Origin of the sequence: Joostella atrarenae (assembly GCF_021764745.1) — a bacterium.
GTDB classification, from domain to species: domain Bacteria; phylum Bacteroidota; class Bacteroidia; order Flavobacteriales; family Flavobacteriaceae; genus Galbibacter; species Galbibacter atrarenae.
In genome coordinates, this window is the sequence record NZ_JAETXX010000004.1 from 40,730 (window position 1) to 63,956 (window position 23,227).

General features: G+C 33.9%; 14 protein-coding genes. 5 read left to right on the top strand and 9 right to left on the bottom strand.

Features of this window, described 5'->3' with window-relative positions; translation table 11 throughout:
- Positions 1 to 53 precede the first annotated feature (53 nt).
- From JM658_RS08045 to JM658_RS08055, 3 genes are read right to left on the bottom strand one after another with little or no spacing between them, the layout of a single operon-like run.
- A complete protein-coding gene (locus tag JM658_RS08045; protein WP_236958741.1) occupies positions 54 to 1,376 on the bottom strand; it encodes a sugar MFS transporter in 1,323 nt (440 codons plus the stop codon).
- A 39-nt stretch (positions 1,377 to 1,415) separates the two neighbouring features.
- Entirely contained in the window at positions 1,416 to 2,144 is a 729-nt protein-coding gene (locus JM658_RS08050) for a LytR/AlgR family response regulator transcription factor (RefSeq protein WP_236958742.1), read from the bottom strand.
- Positions 2,141 to 3,181: a sensor histidine kinase gene (locus tag JM658_RS08055; RefSeq protein ID WP_236958743.1), complete on the bottom strand. Its 1,041-nt coding sequence runs from the start codon at positions 3,179 to 3,181 to the stop codon at positions 2,141 to 2,143. The genes JM658_RS08050 and JM658_RS08055 overlap by 4 nt, the downstream gene beginning before the upstream one ends.
- 222 nt (positions 3,182 to 3,403) lie before the next feature.
- On the opposite strand from JM658_RS08055, the gene JM658_RS08060 reads away from it, so the two are divergent.
- The 5 genes from JM658_RS08060 to JM658_RS08080 all read left to right on the top strand — a co-directional run bounded on the left by JM658_RS08060 (position 3,404) and on the right by JM658_RS08080 (position 13,534).
- Positions 3,404 to 6,487: a SusC/RagA family TonB-linked outer membrane protein gene (locus tag JM658_RS08060; RefSeq protein ID WP_236958744.1), complete on the top strand. Its 3,084-nt coding sequence runs from the start codon at positions 3,404 to 3,406 to the stop codon at positions 6,485 to 6,487.
- A 5-nt stretch (positions 6,488 to 6,492) separates the two neighbouring features.
- Positions 6,493 to 8,091 (top strand): RagB/SusD family nutrient uptake outer membrane protein, encoded by a 1,599-nt coding sequence (locus tag JM658_RS08065; protein ID WP_236958745.1) that lies wholly within the window; start codon positions 6,493 to 6,495, stop codon positions 8,089 to 8,091.
- Positions 8,092 to 8,304: 213 nt separating this feature from the next.
- Positions 8,305 to 10,221, top strand: a complete 1,917-nt coding sequence (gene nagB, locus JM658_RS08070) for a glucosamine-6-phosphate deaminase (protein WP_236958746.1) — start codon at positions 8,305 to 8,307, stop codon at positions 10,219 to 10,221.
- A gap of 143 nt (positions 10,222 to 10,364) precedes the next feature.
- Positions 10,365 to 11,225 (top strand): BadF/BadG/BcrA/BcrD ATPase family protein, encoded by an 861-nt coding sequence (locus tag JM658_RS08075; RefSeq protein WP_236958747.1) that lies wholly within the window; start codon positions 10,365 to 10,367, stop codon positions 11,223 to 11,225.
- Between the two features lie 11 nt (positions 11,226 to 11,236).
- Complete coding sequence (locus tag JM658_RS08080) at positions 11,237 to 13,534, top strand: family 20 glycosylhydrolase (RefSeq protein ID WP_236958748.1); 2,298 nt, start codon at positions 11,237 to 11,239, stop codon at positions 13,532 to 13,534.
- 146 nt (positions 13,535 to 13,680) lie between these two features.
- On the opposite strand, the gene JM658_RS08085 is transcribed toward JM658_RS08080, so the two are convergent.
- From JM658_RS08085 to JM658_RS08110, 6 genes are all read right to left on the bottom strand, one after another.
- Positions 13,681 to 14,820, bottom strand: a complete 1,140-nt coding sequence (locus JM658_RS08085) for a lactonase family protein (protein ID WP_236958749.1) — start codon at positions 14,818 to 14,820, stop codon at positions 13,681 to 13,683.
- A gap of 118 nt (positions 14,821 to 14,938) precedes the next feature.
- On the bottom strand, positions 14,939 to 15,976 hold the full coding sequence (locus tag JM658_RS08090) for a hypothetical protein (protein ID WP_236958750.1): 1,038 nt from the start codon (positions 15,974 to 15,976) through the stop codon (positions 14,939 to 14,941).
- Between the two features lie 409 nt (positions 15,977 to 16,385).
- A complete protein-coding gene (locus tag JM658_RS08095) occupies positions 16,386 to 18,341 on the bottom strand; it encodes a thiamine pyrophosphate-dependent enzyme (RefSeq protein ID WP_236958751.1) in 1,956 nt (651 codons plus the stop codon).
- A 278-nt stretch (positions 18,342 to 18,619) separates the two neighbouring features.
- Positions 18,620 to 19,819, bottom strand: a complete 1,200-nt coding sequence (gene trpB, locus JM658_RS08100) for a tryptophan synthase subunit beta (RefSeq protein ID WP_236958752.1) — start codon at positions 19,817 to 19,819, stop codon at positions 18,620 to 18,622.
- A gap of 87 nt (positions 19,820 to 19,906) precedes the next feature.
- Positions 19,907 to 20,407 (bottom strand): hypothetical protein, encoded by a 501-nt coding sequence (locus JM658_RS08105; RefSeq protein ID WP_236958753.1) that lies wholly within the window; start codon positions 20,405 to 20,407, stop codon positions 19,907 to 19,909.
- A 176-nt stretch (positions 20,408 to 20,583) separates the two neighbouring features.
- Positions 20,584 to 23,187 carry a DNA gyrase/topoisomerase IV subunit A gene (locus JM658_RS08110; RefSeq protein WP_236958754.1) on the bottom strand — a complete coding sequence of 868 codons (2,604 nt, stop codon included), beginning with the start codon at positions 23,185 to 23,187 and terminating at the stop codon, positions 20,584 to 20,586.
- Between the last annotated feature and the right edge of the window lie 40 nt (positions 23,188 to 23,227).

Consider the following 23,227-nt stretch of genomic DNA (forward strand, 5'->3'; position numbering starts at 1 on the left):
TCTAAAAGTAAATTACTTCTTAGAGGGATTTTTATTGATTATTTAATCTTGAATTACTTTTTTTTCAATCCAACTTTATGTCCATATACTGCATAGTAAAGTATAATAGCATAGCATGGAAATAATATCCAATACCCTGCTGTTGCAGCTTCTCCAGTAGCAACAGCTGCTTCTACGCCACTACTAATTAATTCTTCTTTTTTAAGATCTACAATAGTTCCGTATAATGGTGGGATAATCGCTCCCCCAGAAATAGCCATTACTAATAATGCTCCTCCTGTTTTTGTATGTTTTCCTAATCCATTTAACGCTAAAGGCCAAATTGCAGGCCATACTAAAGCGTTTGCAATTCCTAATGCTGCTACAAAAAGTATCGATGTAAATCCAGTAGTAGATATAATTCCTATTCCAAATAAAATTCCTAATATGGCACTTGCTCTTAATGCAAAAGTCTGACTCATATATTTAGGAATTAAAAACACCCCTAATGCATAAGTTCCTACCATTGCCATCAATGTCATTAAAGTAAAAGATTTAGCTTCTTCTCCAGGCATACCTAGTGCTAAACCATAAGATATTATTGTATCACCTGCAATCACCTCTACTCCAACGTAAACAAATAAAGCAAGTACACCTAACCATAAGTGTGGAAATTGAAAAATACTCTTTTCTTTAGTAACTGCTGTTCCATTTGTTTCCTCTTCGCTTGGAGCTGCTTCTACTTCTGGTAAAGGTGCTTTTGTAATTAATGCTGCTAAAATAAATAACACTATTGCCATTACAACATAAGGCATTACAACGCTATCTGCCATTTCATTTAATAAAGTATTCTTCTCATCAAGAGATACTTGTGTTAATTTTTCTTGTATCTCATCTATTCCAGAAAGTAATAAAGCACCAAATATTAATGAACCTAATGCTCCTGCAGTTTTGTTTGCAATTCCCATAATAGCGATACGCTTAGCAGCACTTTCCATAGGTCCTAATATGGTTATGTAAGGATTAGAAGCTGTTTGTAAGATTGTCATCCCTACTCCTTGAATAAATATTCCTGTTAAGAACACCCAATAGGTTCTAGCTTCTGCAGCAGGTATAAAAACCAAGGCTCCTATTCCCATTATTGCAAGTCCTAAAGACATTCCTTTTTTATACCCTACTTTACGGATAATATAAGAGGACGGCAAAGCCATCAATACAAAAGAAATATAAGAAGCGGAAGCTACTAAGTAAGATTGGGCGTCTGTTAATTCGTTAATGGTTTTCATAAATGGAATTAGCGCTCCATTTATCCAGGTAACAAAACCAAAAATAAAGAAAAGTCCAGCTATAATAATAATTGGAACTAATGTGTTGTTCTTCTGGGAGGTTGTAGTCATAGTGTAAAATTCAACTTAAGTTAATATATCAATTAATCATTACTCATTTAAGAAATTCCCTTTATCCCTTAAAATCTTGTCTTTTGTATATTTAGCATAATTCCTTCCTATAGGAATCTTTTTATTATCTATTTCAATTAAATTTCCCTCTAGAGACTTCACCTTATCAATAGCTATTGTATAAGACTTATGCACTCTTACAAAATTTTCCGAAGGAAGTTCCTCACTAATACTAGAAAGCGACTTATGAGACATATAAGTACCTTCTCTACTATGAAGTTTTATATAATCTTTTAAGCTTTCAATATATAGTATATCGTGTAAAAATATTTTTATAAGCTTCTTATCTACTTTAAGAAAAATATGTGGATCTTGATCAAAATCTACCGCTTGCTTTATTCCATTTAAAGTCATTAATCGGGCAGTAAGCTTATTAATAGACTTTAGAAATCTATTGAAAGGAATAGGTTTAACCAAATAATCTAAAACCTCTAACTCATAACTTTCAATAGCATATTCTCTATAAGCGGTTGTTATTACGATTAACGGATGTTTATTTAGATTCCTAAGAAATTCCAAACCATTCATTTTTGGCATATTTATATCCAAAAAAATAACATCTATTTCTTCTTGATCTAATATATGTAATGCTTCAATTGGATTATTAAAAACCCCAACTACTTCTACATTCTTAAATTCACTAATATATGATTCAATAATCTCAACAGCCAATGGTTCATCGTCTATAATTAAGCTTTTTATTATCATTGTATCGGAATTTTTAGAACAACTACAAACATATCATTAATTACGTCAGTCGTCAAGTCAAACTTATCTTTATATAAAATTTCTAATCTCCTTCGCATATTTTTTAATCCAATTCCACCGTGTGAATCTTTTTCATGATAATTAAAATTATTCACTGCCTTAAAAACTAATTCCTGAGCTATCTTTTCAAAAGAAACTTCTAACTTCAGCTTTTCGTCGTTCTTAACACCATGCTTAAAACAATTCTCTATAAAAGGAAGGAATAGTAAAGAGGGAACTTGAATCCCATCTAAATTTCCTTCAATGCTTATTTCCGATTCAATATTTTCTTCATATCGTAACTTCTCGAGCTCTACATAATTATCTATATAGTTTATCTCTTGGATTAATGACAACCTCTTTTTACTAGCATCATAAATTATATATTTCATAATGTCTGACAAGCGAAGAACAACATCCGACGCTTTTGGAGATTTCTTTAATGTAAGAGCGTATAAATTATTCAACGTATTAAAGAAAAAATGAGGCTGCATTTGCGCCTTAAGATACTTTAACTCGGTTTTATACTGAAGCTCTTGAAGTTGTTGATTTTGATTTTTAACATTTACAAAATCCACAGTAAATTTAATCGCCGCTGTAATTCCTACTACATATAGTTCTCCAATGGTAACAGCCAAAATATGATTAAACCCAAAAGCTTCCTGTGTTCCTTGAGATTCTGGCCACAAATTTTTAGTGACCAACCAATAATTTAATCCGCTTCTTATAATATAATGTACTCCTAATAATATAATTAATGCGATAACGTAATAGAAATACTTTCTTTTGAATACGAATTTAGGAATTAAAACGTAAATATTAAGGTAAACAATAACAATATGAAGAGGAAATTCTACCAAATTCGAAGCAAATGAATATGAATAATCATTAAAATAACTCCCCCACCTTATAAAATTTATAAAAAAATAGATCCCCCAAAAGTATAAATGATACTTCAACGCAATCGTTTTCTTTACAAAGACTTCATTTACAGACATATTAAATATTCTTCATCGTTTTGGTCATTTTATTCAAAATTCTGTGAAAAAATATAACTATTCACTAGAATAACCAAAAAAAATTTAATGATATGTGATTCATAAAAACCGTCATCGAAAATTGAATGTCGTTTGTTGGCTGAATGCTGTTGTTCGTATAAAAAGATTTTTGGAAAAGTCACAATGGAGTACTTTTTAACCATTAATTAACAAATTGATAATATGAAACACAAAAAGCTATTAGTAATTCTCTTATCATTCATATGTATGTATGGAGTGTTTGGACAAGAAGTTCAAATCACTGGAGTGGTAAAGAGTAGTTTCGACGATGTACCTCTTCCTGGGGTTAACATTATGATTGTTGGAACATCTAAAGGAACACAAACTGATTTTGATGGAAACTACACCATCGACGCCAATCCAGGCGATGTAATTAAGTTTTCATATGTGGGTATGAAAGCTAAAGAAGTAACTGTTGGGGCTAATACTACTATTAATGTAGCACTAGAGGAAGACAGCGAGCAATTGGATGCGGTTATCGTTACTGCATTAGGTATTGAAAAAGAAGAAAAAGCACTGACCTATGCTGCTCAAGAAGTAAGTGGAGATGAACTTACTAAGGTAAAACAAACCAACCCAATAAATAGTTTATCTGGTAAATCTGCCGGGGTTACTATTAGTAGAAGTTCTTCTGGTTTGGGTGGAGCTGCAAAAGTGGTTTTAAGAGGTAACTCTTCTACTTCTAATAACGATCCTCTATATGTTATCGACGGGGTGCCAATGCTAAATAGTGGAAATGGCTCTAATGGTGCTGAACCTGGAACTGATATTTTTGGAGGTCAAACAGGAAATAGAGATGGTGGAGACGCTATGTCTATGATTAACCCAGACGATATTGCAAGTATGACTGTTTTAAAAGGTGCTTCTGCATCTGCATTATACGGGAGTCAAGGTGCAAATGGAGTTATATTAATTACTACCAAAAAAGGAAAAGAAGGTTCTCTAGCTGTTAACTTTAATACGAGTTTTACAGTAGATAATGTAATGTCTTTACCTGAATTACAATCGGAATATCAATCTAATTCTGTTGGGCAACCGATAGCAGAAAATGGTAGAGTTACAGATCCTAAATCATGGGGAGCAAAAGCTGACGGTATTGATAACGACGCAAAAGACTTCTTTAATACAGGTTTTACTTCTATTAATTCTATGTCTTTAACTGCTGGAAACCAAAAAGCTCAGACTTACTTTTCTTATGCTAATACAACTGCAGAAGGTGTTATCCCAGAAAACCGTTTAAACAGAAATAATCTTACACTAAGAGAAACTGCTAAGTTTTTAGATGAAAAAATAGATGTTTCTGCAAGTATTAATCTTTCTGACCAAAGAATCTGGAACAGACCTACAAACGGTCTATACTCAAACCCGCTTACGGGAGTTTATTTACACCCTGTTGGTATCAGTAGAGACATGTACAAAAATAAGTACGAGTATTTCAATTCTAATACTAATATGATGGATCAATATGCTACTTCTTTTGATGAGACTATTCAGCAGAATCCATATTGGTTAATTCATCGTAACCCAAGTAAAGATATAGCACAACGTGTATTAGCAAATCTTTCTGTAAAATATCAGATTACAGACGCTTTTTCATTACAGTCAAGAGGAAGTTATGATAAGTCTTTCTTTACTTATGACAAAAGAATGTATGCTGGAACAGACACTAATAATTCAGGTGAAAATGGACGTTATATCTATGAAAAAACTGAAAACACACAACAGTATATTGATTTAATTGCCAACTATAATAAAAAAATAACTGAAGACTTTGGTATTACTGCATTACTAGGTACTAGTTTAACTAAATATCAAATTGGAGATCAATTATTTATTGATTCTGGTAGAGATGGTGTTGGTTTAAACTACCCTAATATTTTTACACTTGCAAATGTTACAACTACAAACAACATGAGACAATCTGTTGGTAACAGAGAAGTGCAATCTATTTTTGGTTCTGCTAACTTTGAGTACAAAGGAATGCTTTATTTAGATGTAACAGGAAGAACAGACTGGTCTTCTACGCTTGCAAATACAGATAGCTATTCTTTCTTTTACCCTTCTGTTGGTTTAACTGGTGTTTTATCAGAAATGTTTACAATGCCAGAAGCTATCTCTTTTGCTAAAGTAAGAGCTTCTTATGCTGAAGTTGGTAAAGATATTCCTGTATACGCAACAATTCCTTTAAATCAAATCTCTACAACTGGACCTAATGTAGGTTCTCCAGTTTTTGCTCCTATTGAAGGAGAAACTTTGAGACCAGAAAGACAAAAATCTTTTGAGATTGGTACAGAATGGAGATTTTTCCAAAGACGTTTAGGTTTTGATTTCACGTATTATGACACAAAAACTTCTGATCAGATATTTTATATCCAAGCGGAACCAAATCCTTATGGATATTCTCAAAACATTGTAAATGCGGGAGAGATTTCTAACAAAGGTTTTGAAATTGTATTAAACGGTAAGCCTGTAGCAAATGAAAACTTTACTTGGAACTCTGCATTTAACTTTGCTAAGAATGACAATAAAGTAATCTCTGTACACCCTTCTTTACAAGACGGAGAAGCTATTATTACTGCACGTGGGGTTAATGGATATGAATATTCTTTAATTGAAGGTGAAGATTTTGGTAGTATTAAAGCGCGTTCTCTTATTAGAGATGAAGAAGGCACTCCAGTTATAAGTTCTACAGGTACTTTAATGTCTACAGATTTTGAAACTGTTGCGCATGCACAACCAGATTTTACTCTTGGGTGGAACAACTCTTTTGATATAGGAAATGTTACTGTTAACTTTTTAATTGATGGTAAGTTTGGTGGTGATGTAGTTAGTGTTACTGAAGCTATTAATGACTATTATGGTGTTTCTCAAGCTACAGCAGATGCTAGAAATGCTAATGGAGGAATGATTAATGTTGTAGACGAAAATGGTGCTGCTTCTCAAATAACTGCTCAAGAATATTATACTGCTGTTGGTGGTAGATCAGGAATGCTTGGAGAATATGTTTACGATGCTACTAACGTAAGTTTAAGAGAGTTTTCAGTTGGATACAGATTGTTATTTAGTGATAGCTTTATCCAAAGAATCAACTTTTCACTTATTGCAAACAACCTTTTCTTTTTCTACAAAGATGCGCCATTCGATCCTAATATTGCTGCCAGTACAGGTTTAGGATTACAAGGAGTAGACATTTATAACCAGCCTTCAACTAGAAGTATTGGTTTAAACATTAACGTAAATTTCTAAGAAAAATGAAAAAACTAATAACATATACACTCGCTTCTGTTTTGGCTTTAGGTCTTACTAATTGTACCGAAGACTTTGCAGATATAAACACAGATCCTCACGGAATTTCCGATGAGAGCTTACAACAACGCTTTAATAATATTGGAGCTAAATTCCCTCCAATGTTTGCGAACGTTATCCGTGTGGAACCAGCTTGGAATTACCAACTACAACACAATCTAAATTCAGATGTGTTCTCAGGATATATGACCTCTCCTACTCCATTCGCAGGAAATATAAACAACCAAACCTATAGTTTAGTTAGTGGGTGGAACCAGTTTATCTGGACAGATGCCTATGATGCAAATGGCGGAAATGGTGTGATGCCATACGCTAGAGGTATCGATGAGCAAGTAGAGTTAGCTGGAGATGAAGGAAGCAAAATGTTTTCTTCGTTATCAGATATCATCAAAGTAATGGCTATGCACCGTATCTCTGATGTTTTTGGTCCTATTCGCTACTCTAAGTATAACGATTATGCAACTACTGGAGAATACGATTCCCAAAAAGAGGCTTATACTGCTTTCTTTAATGATTTAGGAAATGCTATCGACCAATTAAAAGCTTATGAAGGAGAACCTCAATTTGCTGCTTTCGATTTATCAGAATTTGGAGGTGATATCGCAAAATGGAGAACTTTTGCTAATTCATTACGCTTACGTCTAGCAATCAGAATCTCTAATGTAGAACCTGCATTAGCGCAAACAGAAGGAGAAAAATCTCTTTCTAGTGATGCTGGTTTATTAGAGTCTGAAAACATGGCCGTAGATATGCAAGGGTTTGTACATCCGCTATTTACTATTAGTGATGGATGGGGAGATATCCGTATGTCTGCAGAAATGGAATCTATACTTAAAGGTTTTAACGACGGACGCTTACAAAGCTACTTCCAACCTGCGCTAGGAAATAATGTTTCTGGAGATTATAAAGGAATTAGAATGGGTGTTGCTATTGAAGCTAAGTCTGATTATGGAGATCACTCTAGACTAGGTTCTTATTTAGGAGATCTTACTTCTAAAGATTGGATGACAACTGCAGAAGTATATTTCTTAAAAGCTGAAGCTGCCTTAAGAGGGTGGGCTGGAGCTGGAGATGCACAAGCAAATTATGAAAGTGGAATCAGAGCTTCTTTTGCTCAACACGGCGCTACTGGAGTTGAAGAATATATTGCTGATGCTACTAGTACTCCTGCAGATTATGTAGATGCTGTAAATGCTGCTAATAATATTTCCTATTCTTCTGATGTTAAAATAGCTTACGATGCGTCTGCTTCAAAAGAAGCGCAATTAGAGCAAATTATTACTCAGAAATGGATTGCTATGTTCCCTGATGGGCAAGAAGCATGGAGTGAATTTCGTCGTACTGGATATCCTAAAATATTCCCTGTTGTAATTAATAACAGCGGTGGAACTATTGATACAGATGTTCAAATCCGAAGAATAAACTTTGTAGACACAGAGAAAAACACCAATGGAGAAAACGTAGACCAAGCTACTTCTTTATTAAAAGGAGCAGACAATGGTGGAACTCGTTTATGGTGGGATACTGGTGCTAATAATCTTTAAAGATTATCTAAGCATTAAAACTAATATAAAGATAGGCTCTTAGCTGAGCCTATCTTTTAAAAATAAAATTTTAGAAATAGTAATCCCACGCAAGATTACACATAAGTTTCTAATTGAACAGAGATTAAACACACGATCATTAACACCGATCACTACCCTATCTAACGGGGAAAAAATAGAACGAGGAAGAAGAAAATAAAAGGCTATTATAAAATGATACAAGAAATTAAATACAAACAGGTTGGTAAGTTTGAAGATACCAAATTCGAGAAGATTCACAACGAAATCTTTGAAGACTCTAACTATGCTTCGGTCCTGGTAGCTCACGAAATCGCTGATCTTATCAAAGAAAAACAGCAACAAGGTAAGCCTTGCGTTCTTGGCCTCGCAACAGGTTCTTCGCCTATTAAAGTATATGAGGAGTTAGTTAACCTTCATAAAAATGGGGAGCTCAGTTTTCATAATGTAATTACATTCAACTTAGATGAATATTACCCAATGGAACCTGAAAATCGCCAAAGCTACTATTACTTCATGCATCAATATCTATTTGATCATGTTGACATAAATCCTGAGAATGTAAATATTCCTTCCGGAGAAGTTACTTCAGAAGAATTAGATCAGTATTGTATAGATTACGATCTTAAAATAAAACAATTAGGAGGATTAGATTTTCAATTATTAGGAATTGGAAGAACTGGTCACATTGGTTTTAACGAACCTGGATCTCATAAAAACTCTGGTACAAGAATAATTACTTTAGACCATGTAACAAGACGAGATGCCGCTTCCGATTTTAACGGAATTGAAAATGTTCCTAAAAAAGCAATCACAATGGGTGTAAGTACCATTATGAAAGCGAAACGTATTATTATGCTTGCTTGGGGGCATAAAAAATCTTCCATTGTAAAAGAAACTATTGAAGGACAAGTTACTTCTACAATCCCAGCAACATTTCTTCAAAATCACGACAATGTTACTATGATTTTAGATGCAGAAGCAGCATCGGATCTTACTCGTATTAAAACGCCATGGATTGTTACACAATGTATATGGAATGAAGATTTAAAAGTGAAAGCTGTTACTTGGTTGAGCGAAGAATTAAAAAAACCAATTTTAAAACTTACCGATAAAGATTATAATGAACATGGTATGTCTGGACTATTAACTATTGAGGGTTCTGCATATAATTTGAATATTAAAATCTTTAATAAAATACAACGTACCATTACTGGTTGGCCAGGAGGAAAACCAAATGCAGATGATAAAAATAGACCTGAGCGTTCTACACCTGCCAAAAAGAGAATTATAATTTTCAGTCCGCATCCAGATGACGATGTTATTTCTATGGGAGGTACATTTTCTAGATTAATAGACCAAGGACATGAAGTTCATGTTGCTTACCAAACATCAGGAAATATTGCTGTTACAGATGAAGAAGCTCTAAAATTTGCTGAAGTAGCTAAAAACATTGATATTTCTAAAGGGGCAAATAATTTCGATAAGATAATATCCTTTTTAAACTCTAAAACTACTGCCTATGAAGATAGTTTAGAGACAAGAAGCTTAAAAGGATTAATCAGAAGAATGGAGTCTTATGGCGCTACTCGTTATGTTGGTTTAGATGATTCTAAAGTACACTTTTTAGACTTGCCTTTCTATGAAACTGGAAAAGTAAAAAAGAACCCAATTGGTAGTGAAGATATTCAAATAATTTCAGATCTAATTACAAGTATTAAGCCTCATCAAATATATGCTGCAGGAGACCTTGCAGATCCTCACGGAACGCATAAATTATGTTTAGATGCGATATTTGAAACACTTGAGCTTATAAAAAATCAACCTTTTATGGACGATTGCTGGGTGTGGTTATATCGTGGAGCTTGGCATGAATGGGATATTGCAGATATTGAAATGGCAGTTCCGTTGAGTCCTGATGAAATGAGCAAGAAAATTAATGCAATTCTCTTTCATCAATCACAAAAAGATCGCGTTATGTTTCAAGGAGAAGATGCTCGAGAATTCTGGGTAAGAGCCCAAGAGAGAAATAGAAATACCGCTGTTTTATACGACAATTTAGGGTTAGCAGAATATGAAGCCATAGAAGCTTTTAAGAGATATCATTTTTAATAGTTATAGTTAGTTAGCTTGTGAGTTAGTTTAAAGAATAGCTCCTTTCTTCATGAGGAGCTATTCAAACTAACGACAAAATTTTAACAAAAAATGATTATCTTGAAATTTCAATTTTTCCCTAATTAAAAATACAAAATACTATGATTTTAGTTGCTGATAGCGGTTCGACAAAATGTGATTGGATACTTGCTGATAAAAATGGAGAACAATTACTTTCTTCACAAACAGAGGGTATCAATCCAATGGCATTGTCGGATAAAGCAATCATATCCATTATTCACAATAACAAAGATTTAGAACCATACAAAACGCTCGTCTCTCAGATTCATTTCTATGGCGCTGGTTGTGGAACTAAAAGTGCTGATCAAAAAATGAAGCTCCTTCTCGAAAACATGTTCGAAAACGCATCTCATATCAGTATAAAAGAAGATGTTGTTGCTGCGATACATGCAACTACTAAAAAAGCTGGAGTAATCTGTATTTTAGGAACTGGTTCTAATTGCTGTTATTACGACGGATCTAATATCATTCAAAAAATACCATCACTAGGTTACGTACTTTCAGACGAAGGAAGTGGTAACTTCATAGGTAAAGAATTACTTCGTGGCTATTATCATAAACTAATGCCACAACACTTGGTTACTGCTTTTGAAAAAGCTCATAATACCGATATGAATCAAGTTTTTCAGCAGCTATACCACAATCAGAATCCAAATAAATACCTAGCTTCTTTTGCTCGTTTTGCTTTTACACATAAAAACGATCCTTATATTCAAAACATTTTAAACTATACTATTGCAAGCTTTATAAAAACTTACCTTACTCATTATCATGAGGAATTACAACAACACCCTATCCATTTTGTAGGATCTATAGCATTTTATGCCCAAGATATTATTACAAAACAATTAAATGAAAAAGGGTATAGAGCAAGCACATTTGTAAGAAAACCAATCGATAGACTTGTTAAATATATTGCAAGTCAGAATATTCAAGCATAAACTCTAAAATTATGAATCTAAAGTATCTCCTCATCTTCCTGTTTGCATGCGTAAGCTGTAAAAATTCTGATTCGCAACAGGCAATAAATACCAATAGTTATATCACACCAAAACCCCAAGAGTTAATTAAGAAGGAAGGTTCATTTGTTATTTCTAATGAAACTACTTTTTTATATTCAGATGAAAAAACAAAAGCTATTGCCTCCTTTTTTGCTGATAAATTAAAAGGATATACAGGAATCGATATTTTAGTTTCTGACAAAGAAAAAGAACAAAATACAATCAAATTATCTATTAATGATGCATTAACGGATAATATTGAAGGCTATAAGTTAGTTATTACGAAAAGTGATATTACTATTGAAGCTAAAACGAATCGTGGGTTGTTTTATGGAATGCAATCACTGCTTCAATTAGTACCTTTAGTTTCTTCAGAAGATAAAAACACTATCACTGCTGCATCTATTCCTGCTATAGAAGTTGTAGATGAACCTACATTTTCATGGAGAGGAATTCACTTAGATGTATCTCGTCATTTCTTTTCCGTAGAAGAAATAAAAAAGCAATTAGACGTATTAGCTCTATTTAAAATTAATAAGTTCCATTGGCATTTAACAGATGACCAAGGTTGGCGTATTGAAATAAAAAAATACCCAGAGCTTACAGAAAAAGGAGTGAGAATTGATGGAACTTCAGACCACAAAGAATTTTACACTCAAGATCAAATAAAAGATGTTGTAGCCTATGCTCAAGAGCGTTATATTGATGTAATACCAGAAATTGAAACCCCTGGCCACGCTGTTGCCGCTCTATCTGCCTATCCTGAATTTGCTTGTAATGATGACGTAACTTATACTCCAAGAGAATTATGGGGAATTGACTACAATATTTTCTGTGCTGGAAAAGAAAATGTATTTGCCTTTATAGAAGATGTTTTTAATGAAATAATTCCTCTATTTCCATATGAATATTACCATGTTGGTGGTGATGAAGCTCCAAAAGAAAGATGGGAATCATGCGATTTATGCCAGCAAGGAATGAAAGAAAATAATCTTACAGACGAAGCTGAATTGCAAAGCTATTTTATTGCCCGAGTTGAAAAAATACTACAACAGCATGATAAAAAAATGATTGGTTGGGATGAAATCTTAGAAGGAGGAATTACCCCAACTACCAATATTATGTCTTGGCAAGGAGAAGAAGGAGGAATTAAAGCGGCAAATGCAGGTCATGATGTAATAATGACTCCTACGAGCTACTCATATCTTAATTTTCACCAAGGAGATTACCGTGTGGAGCCAATGGCACATGGCGGATACATTCCGCTAGAGAAAGCTTATAACTATAACCCCATTCCTGAAGCTATAAAAGAAGGTAATGAAAAGCACATTCTTGGAATGCAAGGAAACCATTGGACAGAGTATGCATATGAAGGCAAAGATATTGAGTACTATGCATATCCAAGAATAATAGCCATAGCAGAACTTACATGGAGTGGAGAAAAAACCAAGAATTTCGAAGATTTCTTAACTCGTTTAGATAAGCTCTATCCTATTCTAGATTATTATAATATAAATTACCACATCCCTTTACCTGAAGGGCCTACGGCTAATAATATCGCTTTTACTGACAGTGTTACACTAGATTTTAACACTACGCATCCTATAAAAATGGTGTATACATTAGATGGAAGTACTCCTTCTGAAAATAGTGATGTATATAAAAGTCCACTTTCTTTTACTACTGATACTGAAATTAACATCGCTTCAGTACTTCCTACAGGAAAAGTTAGTACTGTAAGAAAATTACAAGTGAAAAAAGTAAATTATAAAGAACCTGCACCAGTTGATGGATTAAAGCCAGGATTAACACTAAAAACTATAAAAGGTCATTTTACAGATGCATCTGATGTTACTGGAACTCCAAGCAATGAAAAAGTCATAAAAAATATAAAAGATGCTAATGTTACTTACGATTGGGGGAAAGAAATAGACACCACTCAATTTAAAGCTGCCTTTATAGATGGATATATAAACATTCCTGAAGATGGAGTTTACTATTTTGCTAGTAAGCAGGAAAAAGTAAGAATAGCTGATTCTTTAATAATAGACCCAGAATATACCTTAAAAAGATTTCCATTAGAGGGAACAATCGCTTTAAAAAAGGGATTACATAAATTAGAAATACTGTATTTAAACAATGTTATAAAAGGATGGGCATCTGACTGGAATGATGTAGAAGTTACTTATAGAAAAGCAGACGAAACAGCCTATAAAGCAATAGATAGCACCATGATTTTCCACAAATAAGCATTTTATAATTCGCTTAAATAGTACCGCCGTGATTTGTTGTTTGTTCAGCCTACCTCTTTTGGTAGGCTGATTTGTTTTATATTAATACTAAAAAAGCTCCAAGAATACTCTTGAAGCTTATTAGGTGTATGTAAAATCTATCTTTAAAATAAGATACATACAGGAGATGGTGCTTCTATTTCATCAACAAAAGTTAACAGCCCTGTATTGGTATCTCTCTTAAATGATATTATATTATCTGTGTATTGATTGGCCACTAAAAGGTAGCTGCCATCTGGAGATAAAGAAAAATTACGAGGCCCATCACCACGAACAGATTCATAACCAATAGTATTTAAAGACCCATCTTCATTTACTTTATAAATAACTATAGAATTATGCCCGCGATTTGAAGCATATAAAAACTTTCCATCGGAAGAAATATGAATATCTGCTCCTGTATTTTCTCCTTCAAAATCTTCTGGAAGAGTAGAATATGTATTTTCTACTTTATAATTTCCTTTTTCACCGATTGAAAGAACTGTAATTGTATTATTTAATTCTCCATATACATAAGCCCATTTTCCATTTGGATTAAATGCCATATGTCTAGGTCCAGTCCCATCTTCAAAAGCTAAATTAGGTACAGATTTAGGTTTGATTTTTTTTAAAGCAGCGTCAATTTCAGAAAACCATAACTCATTCGTTCCTAAATCTACTTCTATTATATCGTTTTGAGTTGGCTCTAACCATACAGAATGTGCATGTGGACCATCTTGCCTTTCATGAGCACCTTTTCCCTTATGTTGATGTGTGTCTAACAAATCCGTAAGATTCCCATCTTCTTTCAGCTTCAATAATCCTAAATTTCCACTCGAATAATTCGCTGTAAGCACAAATCCCTCTTCATTACTTACTACAAAACAAGGATGCATCCCCCCAGAAGGTTTCTTATTTAAAAACTGTAATGAATCTTGTGATATTTTAAACGAAGAAACTGTTCCTTCTGTTAATTCATTTACCGCTAATAAATATTTTTTATCTTCTGAAAAAGTTAAAAAGGAAGGACTTTCTGTTTTCGCTACAAGTTTATCTTTAGCTAATTTCCCGTCTGCCCCTAAGGAGTATTTATAGATTCCTTCACTGGCTCCATCCGTATATGTGCCAACATAAAAGAATGTTTTTTCACTTTCCATAGCTACGCTACTTTCAATATTTACTGATTTTTGAGTATTTTCCTTTTCTTCCTTTTGCTTACATCCTATAATTGATAAGAGCACCAAGGCTGCTACTTGTAGTTTCATTAGTACCAAATTAGATTTTAATGGTTTTTAGTGTAGACTTATTGTTATCTTCTACTCTCGAAAGATACAATCTTTAGCTTAATTATTAAGATTTTACTTACAGAAATAATTCAAAGAATCAAGACTCATCTTCGTCTTTAGATTGATTTTTTTGAAGAATCTTACCTGCTAAAAATCCTAAACCAAAAGGTAAAAATAATATCACAATAAAAAACAAAACAAAATAAAACAAGACATCATTTAATATATCTTTAAAATGAGTCATTGTATCGTTTATGATCTCTTTTGCAATATCCTTTGTTTCAATACTTAATGCTTTACGCTCCCTCAAAATAATACTATCTATTGCTATGCGCTCTCGCTCTATAATTGTGTCTATCGCAATGCGTTCTTCCTTAAAAAACTCTTTAGAACTCTCAATATCCCTGTGCAATCCAAGAAATAAAACTTGCATGTCTGCCCTAAAATCTTTTACAGATTGATCGATCATTTCTGGAGTCGTTTCTGCTGTTGTAACTAGGCGATCTAAGCTCCCATTCATACTATTAAAAACCTGCTGAATACGTGCGGAATCTAACCCCTGCTCTCGTAATAATAACTCCGTACTCCAATTTAGTTGCTTTCCTGTAGATTCTGAAGTATATACCAATCTATTAGAAAAATTTGTCATCACCTCGGAGAGCGTTCCTACAGTTTGTATAGCAGTACTGTCTGGGATATTTTTTGAATCTAAATATGCATCTCTAATAGATTTATGCTTAAAATTAAGTCCATAAACAGGGTTTTCTTCAGCATATTGCGTAACCAGTTCTTTTAAACTATCAAATTCTTTACCATCTAATAAACTATGTGCATTTCTTTCTGCAATAAGGCTATTGTTTCTAGCTACACTAAGAGCATAATACTGCCATTTTCCAAATAGAGGTTTCGCTTTATCGGATTCTAAAAAATTCTGAATCACTAAACTCAAAGCCCAACTATCAATAAGTGCTAATTGTGGCATTGTTTGAAATCCTACTTCTCTATATGATGTTAGTGTATTTAATTTCCATTGATAAGCATTTTTCTGAATTTCAAAATTAGACTCCTCATAAATAATACTATCTGCGGCCCATTCTACCCGTTCAGATGCATCTGCAATAAAACTCTGAGTCATCAATCTAGAGTTTAATTGACGTTTAGACAGTGGCTCTTGTGCACTCTCGATTCTTAGCAATGAACATGACTGAAAAAATGTACAACAAAAGATAATAGAAAAAAAATAGCGTATTAACTTCATACTATTCTGTAATTATGATAGATTCTTTCCTAACTAACTACACTAAAGATACTTATTTATGTTTAAAAAAATTAAATGCCTATCCGTAAAATAATAGCATTGTTATATTCTTAAATGAATTATCATATTTTATTGAAGTAATTCATAGATAATTCAAACAAGAGAGATTATTAAAAAACTAAATAGGGGAAAACTTCTTAAAATCTACAAAAGGGTAAGATGAAAAGAACTTACCCTTTTGTAGTGAACTAAAAAGCCATTTTATATATACTTATTAAATAAGATGCTAGATCAATCCTACATCAGAGCAAACCTCTAATACTGCCGGCCCTTTCTGGGCAAACAATTCAGACATCGCCTCAGTTAATTCTGTTTCTTCCGTTATTCTTTTCCCCCATGCCCCACAACTTCTTGCAAATTCAGCAAAATCGGGATTTACAAGATCAGTCTTCCAAACATCAAAACTACCTGCACGTTGCTCTTTGGAAATTTTCCCTAATTCATTATTATTAATAACAATTAATTTTACGGGCATATCATACTTTACCAACGTTGTAATTTCTGATAAATACTGACATAAGCCACCGTCTCCAGCAACTGCAACAATCGGACGTGTGTTTTCAACAGCTGCAAATGCACCCATTGAAGCTGGAAGAGCAAAACCTATAGATCCTAAATATCCTGACATTAAAAAGGACTGCTTTTTCGTTTCAAAATAGCGCCCAAAAGAATATGCATTATTTCCAACATCAACGGTCATAACTGCATTTTCTGGAGCTTGCTTTGTTAGCTGATCAAAAACAGAAACAGCACTTAATCCCATGCCTCGAGACTCTAGAAGTCTTTTTTGCTTCTCGGCTCTCCATATTCCCCAGCGCTCTGCTATTTCTTCTTTTCTATTAACTTTATTAGCTAAGGCTTCTATCTTATCTCTTAAAAGATCTACTGTTACGGAAATTTCTCCCCAAACAGCTGCCTCCACTTCATGAAATTTACTTAAAGCTAGTGGATCAAAATCTATTTGTATGGTAGGAATTTTTGGAGTAATTCCTGTATGGTTAGAAAATGAAGCTCCTATAACAAGCAATAAATCTGATTCGTTCATAAAATAAGAAGCGATTGGAGTACCACTTCTACCAAGCACACCACAACCCAACGGATGGAAATCTGAAATCAATCCTTTACCTTTAAAAGTAGTTAAAACAGGACAGTTTAATTTCTCGGCTAAAGCAATCACCTTATCCATATGAAAACGTGCTCCATGTCCCACTATAATAGTTGGTCGCTCTGCAGCTTCCATTAATTTCAATGCTTTGTCTAAGCTCTCTTTCGGAGGTGTTATCTGTAGCGGTGTTATTCTGTTTTTAGGAGTTTGCGCTTTTAAACTATCACTAGCTTTTAGGGTCTGTACATCATCCGGGAATGTAAGATGTGACACCTCTCTCTTTAAAATTGAATTCTTTACTGCTAATGAAATTAATTCTGAGTGTTTACTATTATGAAGAACGCGATGGTTAAAATCTGCCACAGAACTGAAAGCTTGCACCAAATCTAACTCTTGAAAATTTCCTGTTCCAACAACTTGACTTGCCACTTGACCGGTTAATGCCAATATTGGAGCTCGATCCACTTTAGCATCCCACAGTCCAGTGTATAAATTTGTAGCTCCAGGTCCCGCAATAGCGAAACATGCAGCGGGTTTCCCCGTGAGCTTACCATATGCCGAAGCGGCAAAAGAAGCTGCCCCTTCGTGGCGAATTCCATAAAATTTTAATAATCCCTTTTCTTCTTTTCTACGCATAGCATCTGCCAAACCGAGATTAGAATGCCCTACCATTCCAAAAACACTTGTTACTCCCCAGTTTACCATCGTTTCTACCATTACGTCTGTAATTGTAGTTTCATGAGGTGGTTCTTTTTCTAAACCTACATATATTCCATCCTCTTTCTCTTCAACTTCAAAAGTATCAACTCCATCATCAAAACCTCCTGGAGAATTCCCCGTACACGGATGGTAATCCCAACCATGCCAAGGACACCTAAGCCATCCTTTTTCAATACTTCCCTCACCTAAAGGTCCACCTTGATGCGGACACTTATTATCTAAAGCCGATATTTTTCCTTCAAAGTGAGTCAAACACAAGGTTTTATTGCCAGCAACAACTGTTGCCACTCTTCCTTCTTGCAATTCTTTCTTATTAATAAGAACCCTATGCCAAACCTTTTTATCTTTTTCACTCATCTTAAGTATCTTTTATTTTCAGTGAAATATAGTAAATACTCTTAATAAATAAGATCTTTTTTCGGAATTTATAATCATTATGAAATAACTATTACAATGATTAAAGAGCAATTTTATAAATAGAAAACTTACACCTTAAATGGAGAAGAGATCAGTAATGAAGAAATTTCATTAAAAAAATGAACAATAAAACCAACTATTATAAAAAAACAAGAGGAACCGTACTATGGTTCCTCTTGTTTTCAATTTCTATAATTTTATAATCTAATCAAATAGCCTTATTTAGGCAGTCCATAAGTGTCTACAACATAATCAATATCTTTATCTCCTCTACCACTTAAATTAACCAAAATGGATTTTTGAGGTTGCTCTTTAGCTAGCTTTATTGCATAGGCTACGGCATGAGAACTTTCTAATGCAGGAATAATTCCTTCTAAACGACTCAATTCATAAAAAGCTTCAATAGCCTCTTCGTCATTTATAATATCATACGTAGCAGAGTTCATGTCTTTAAGCATACTATGCTCTGGTCCAACTCCAGGATAATCGAGTCCACTTGCCACAGAATAAACTGGTGCTGGCTCTCCATTTTCATCTTGTAATGTATAGCATTTAAAACCGTGGATTACAGCAGGTGTACCAAAAGTCATAGTTGCTGCATGTTCTCCTAACTCTAAGGAGCGGCCTCCAGGTTCTACTCCATATAGTTTACACTCTTCATCATCCAAGAATGCTGAGAATATTCCCATAGCATTACTTCCTCCTCCAACACAAGCCACCACGTTATCTGGTAATTCTCCTGTCATATCCATAAATTGCTCTCGAGCTTCGATTCCTACAACGCGTTGAAAATCTCTAACCATCATTGGAAAAGGGTGTGGTCCAACTACAGAACCTATACAATAAATAGTATTTTCAGGATCTTTAAGATATGCTTCAAAAGCGGAATCTACAGCCTCTTTTAATGTTTTTAAACCATGTGTTACTGAGACCACTTCTGCTCCAAGTATTTTCATCCTTACTACATTTGGGTATTGCTTTTTAATATCAATCTCTCCCATATGTATTTCACATTCCAAACCAAAATAAGCTGCAGCAGTAGCTAAAGCAACTCCATGCTGCCCCGCTCCAGTCTCTGCAATTAGCTTCTTTTTTCCTAAGTGTTTTGCTAACAAAGCTTCTCCCATACAGTGGTTAAGCTTATGCGCTCCTGTGTGATTTAAGTCTTCACGCTTTAAGTATATACGACCTCCATATTTCTCTGATAAACGAGAACAATAATAAACAGGTGTTGGACGTCCTTGGTAATGTTTACGAATACTACGTAACTCTTGAATAAAATTGTGCGATTTACTTATTGTGTGGTATGCATCTGTAATCTTTTTCATTTCCACTTCTAATGAAGGTGGAATAAACGCCCCTCCATAGCCTTCAAAAAAGCCTTCGCTATCTGGATATTTTTTAAAATAATTACTCATCCTTTATTTTTATAATTACAGTGAAAAGTTAAGACACTTTTTTGATAAGTAAAAAAATAATTAAACGAAAAAATAAACTGAGTCTCCCTAAAGCGAAACTGTTAACTCGACTACCGTTAAAAATCTAATATCAGATTCTTCTTTTTCTAATTCTAGCTTTTTATTTTTAAAAGTAACGTCTGTAGGTATATAATATGACAATCCACAAGGAATTTCAGTTAATTCTGCTTTGAAATTCAAAACAAAAGAAGATGTTTCATTGATATTAATGGTATACTCAAATTTTGACTCTCTGGGTATTAACAGAAGAAGGGTATTGTCATACTTTCTAATTGACGCATCTGGTTCAGCATATTCATCAGGTGGATTGTATCTAAAATTTGGATATGAAAAGTCAGCATCGACAGTAATATCATCAGGATCTACTGCACCTACATCGATTAGATTTCTACCTTTATCATCCACCAGCTTTATATATAATTCAGGAAATGCAGGATCATAAAGGGAACAATCAATACTATTATCATCGTCATTTGAGCAACTTGAAACTAATATTCCTAATAGAATTAATAAAAACACTTTTCTCATAGCTGCTTTTCTTAATAGACGTATAGCTTATTAGTTAGTTGCGTCAGGAAATATAAATTTCGGCTTTCGCCACCACTTACACGATGCTAAATATCAGTGCCCTAATAAAAAAACATTCACTTAAAACTACTATTAGAAGCATCTAATAATTAAGCCTTAAAAACTAACAGCCTAATTTATTCAACATCAAATAGCGTTGGTCCATCATCATCCTTTGCTTTTGAATCTTCATTTTCATTGTCTAATGCATCCATATCTATAGGATTTTCCTCCTCAGGCTCTTCAAAAGGCAACGGTTCTAGCAAACTAATCTGATTTACTTTCTCTTTGGTCAATTGGTTTCCAATAGCATTAATTCCTTTAATAGAAATAAACTCTTCAACATCAACTTCCAAATTTGGCTTTCTGTCTTTACCACGCTCTTTTGTAAACTCTATATCTGCTAGCGGTCGCCAATCTGTTGAGACAATCTCTAATCTAGAATTTGAATCTTCAGGAATAAAAGATTCTTCTTTTCCTTCTGTTTCGATTAAAAAACGTTTTACATAATACAGTTCCTTTTCTCCATTATAATAAATTGCAGAAATAGGCTTTTCAGGATTCCATTTCTCTAAAACAATCATATTATTTTCAAAATGCATCGTTAACTCAGGAACTACCGTTTTTGCTACTCCATCCTGATTAATAATAAGCAAACGATCTTCCCCTTTAAAAGCTCCTAGTAATTCTCCTCTTCCATCTACATTGAGACGTTGCACTGTGTCATCAAACCAAATCTTTCTAGGTTTTAGAGTAGAAACTCCTTTTTCTTTTAGTTCTATACGTTTTACAGCATATTTACTAACGATATTCCCCTTAGAAGTCCTTCCTTTAATATTTATTCCTGAAAAATCTAAATCCCATTTAAGCTTTTTGATACTTCCTACTTGTCGTAAAAAGACAGTCACTACCTCTGCTTCTCCATTTGGATTAGCTGAAAAATAATGAACAAAAGATCCTGGTTTTCCATTAGTAAGATCGTATTCTTTATCTCTAGTGATACTAGCCACAAAGAATCGTTTTACGTAAGTCGCACCACCTTTTCCATCTTTATAAATAAGGTTATAAATGGTACGTTTATCTTTTTTCTTAAATACAGCTGCGTGAATAATATCTTTTCCTATAAAGGTTTTTGTATCCACTTTTGTAACCATCATTTTACCTGTAGCAGTAAATACAATTATATCGTCAATATCACTACAATCTCCTACATACTCATCTTTCTTTAAGGAAGTTCCTATAAATCCTTCTTTACGATTTACATAGAGTTTTGTATTACGAATAACTACTTTAGAAGCTTCAATATCATCAAAAATACGAATCTCCGTTTTTCGTTCTCTTCCTTTACCGTATGTTGTTTTAAGTTTTGTAAAATAATCAATTGCAAAATCTACAAGATGCTCCAAATGATGTTTTACTTGAGCGATATCCGCTTCTAAAGCATCTATTTTCTGTTGAGCTTTATCTATATCAAACTTCGAAATTCTCTTAATACGAATTTCAGTAAGTCGAACAATATCTTCTTCTGTAATAGCTCTTTTAAGGTGCTTAATATGTGGTTGTAAACCTTTATCAATTGCTTTTATAACCCCTTCCCAAGTTTCCTCTTCTTCAATATCACGATAGATTCTCTTTTCAATAAAGATACGCTCTAAAGAAGCAAAGTGCCACTGCTCTTCTAACTCATGAAGTTGAATTTCGAGCTCTTGTTTAAGTAACTGAAGAGTTTTATCCGTAGAACGCCTAAGCATTTCGGTTACCCCGATAAATAACGGTTTATTATCTTCAATTACACATGCTAAAGGAGAAATAGAACTCTCACATGCTGTAAATGCATATAAAGCATCTATAGTTTTATCTGGAGATATTCCCGGTGGCAGATGCACTAAAATCTCAACATCAGCAGCCGTATTATCTTCAATCTTTTTTATTTTTATTTTCCCCTTATCATTTGCTTTCAGAATAGAATCTATTAAGCTAGAAGTATTCGTTCCATAAGGAATCTCACTAATTACAAGGGTATTTTTATCGTACTGAGATATTTTTGCTCGTACTCGGATTTTCCCACCCCTAAGTCCGTCGTTATAATTGGAAACATCCATAATTCCTGCAGTAGGAAAGTCTGGATATAAAGTGAATTTTTTTCCTTTTAAGTGCTTTATAGAACCCTCTATAAGTTCCACAAAATTATGTGGTAAAACTTTTGTAGAAAGACCAACAGCAATCCCCTCTGCCCCTTGCGCTAATAGTAAAGGGAACTTTACAGGAAGATTAATAGGTTCTTTTTTTCTACCATCGTAACTAAGCTGCCAGTCGGTAATTTTGGGACTGTAAACAACTTCCATTCCGAATTTAGAAATCCTAGCTTCTATATAACGAGAGGCAGCAGCGCTATCTCCTGTTAATATATTCCCCCAGTTTCCTTGCGTATCTATTAAAAGGTCTTTCTGACCAATTTGCACCATAGCATCTGCAATACTTGCATCTCCGTGTGGGTGATACTGCATGGTATGCCCAACGATATTTGCCACTTTATTGTAGCGTCCATCGTCTAATTCTTTTAAAGAATGCATAATTCTACGCTGTACAGGCTTAAATCCATCTTCAATAGCTGGCACAGCACGTTCTAAAATTACATACGAAGCATAATCCAGAAACCAGTCTTTGTACATACCACCAACACGCGTAATGGTTTCTTGACTGTTATTATCTTCCGGATTTAATTCTGTATTCTCTTCCATAAAAGGCTAGTAGGGTATTTAATCGCTTTTGTGATATTCT

Coding starts and splice junctions, on each gene's coding strand:
- JM658_RS08045 (WP_236958741.1), bottom strand. CDS start 1,376: ATGACTACAACCTCCCAGAAGAACAACACATTAGTTCCAATTATTATT.
- JM658_RS08085 (WP_236958749.1), bottom strand. CDS start 14,820: ATGAAACTACAAGTAGCAGCCTTGGTGCTCTTATCAATTATAGGATGT.
- JM658_RS08055 (WP_236958743.1), bottom strand. CDS start 3,181: ATGTCTGTAAATGAAGTCTTTGTAAAGAAAACGATTGCGTTGAAGTAT.
- JM658_RS08075 (WP_236958747.1), top strand. CDS start 10,365: ATGATTTTAGTTGCTGATAGCGGTTCGACAAAATGTGATTGGATACTT.
- nagB (WP_236958746.1), top strand. CDS start 8,305: ATGATACAAGAAATTAAATACAAACAGGTTGGTAAGTTTGAAGATACC.
- JM658_RS08095 (WP_236958751.1), bottom strand. CDS start 18,341: ATGAGTGAAAAAGATAAAAAGGTTTGGCATAGGGTTCTTATTAATAAG.
- JM658_RS08090 (WP_236958750.1), bottom strand. CDS start 15,976: ATGACTCAGAGTTTTATTGCAGATGCATCTGAACGGGTAGAATGGGCC.
- JM658_RS08060 (WP_236958744.1), top strand. CDS start 3,404: ATGAAACACAAAAAGCTATTAGTAATTCTCTTATCATTCATATGTATG.
- JM658_RS08050 (WP_236958742.1), bottom strand. CDS start 2,144: ATGATAATAAAAAGCTTAATTATAGACGATGAACCATTGGCTGTTGAG.
- JM658_RS08065 (WP_236958745.1), top strand. CDS start 6,493: ATGAAAAAACTAATAACATATACACTCGCTTCTGTTTTGGCTTTAGGT.
- JM658_RS08110 (WP_236958754.1), bottom strand. CDS start 23,187: ATGGAAGAGAATACAGAATTAAATCCGGAAGATAATAACAGTCAAGAA.
- trpB (WP_236958752.1), bottom strand. CDS start 19,819: ATGAGTAATTATTTTAAAAAATATCCAGATAGCGAAGGCTTTTTTGAA.
- JM658_RS08080 (WP_236958748.1), top strand. CDS start 11,237: ATGAATCTAAAGTATCTCCTCATCTTCCTGTTTGCATGCGTAAGCTGT.
- JM658_RS08105 (WP_236958753.1), bottom strand. CDS start 20,407: ATGAGAAAAGTGTTTTTATTAATTCTATTAGGAATATTAGTTTCAAGT.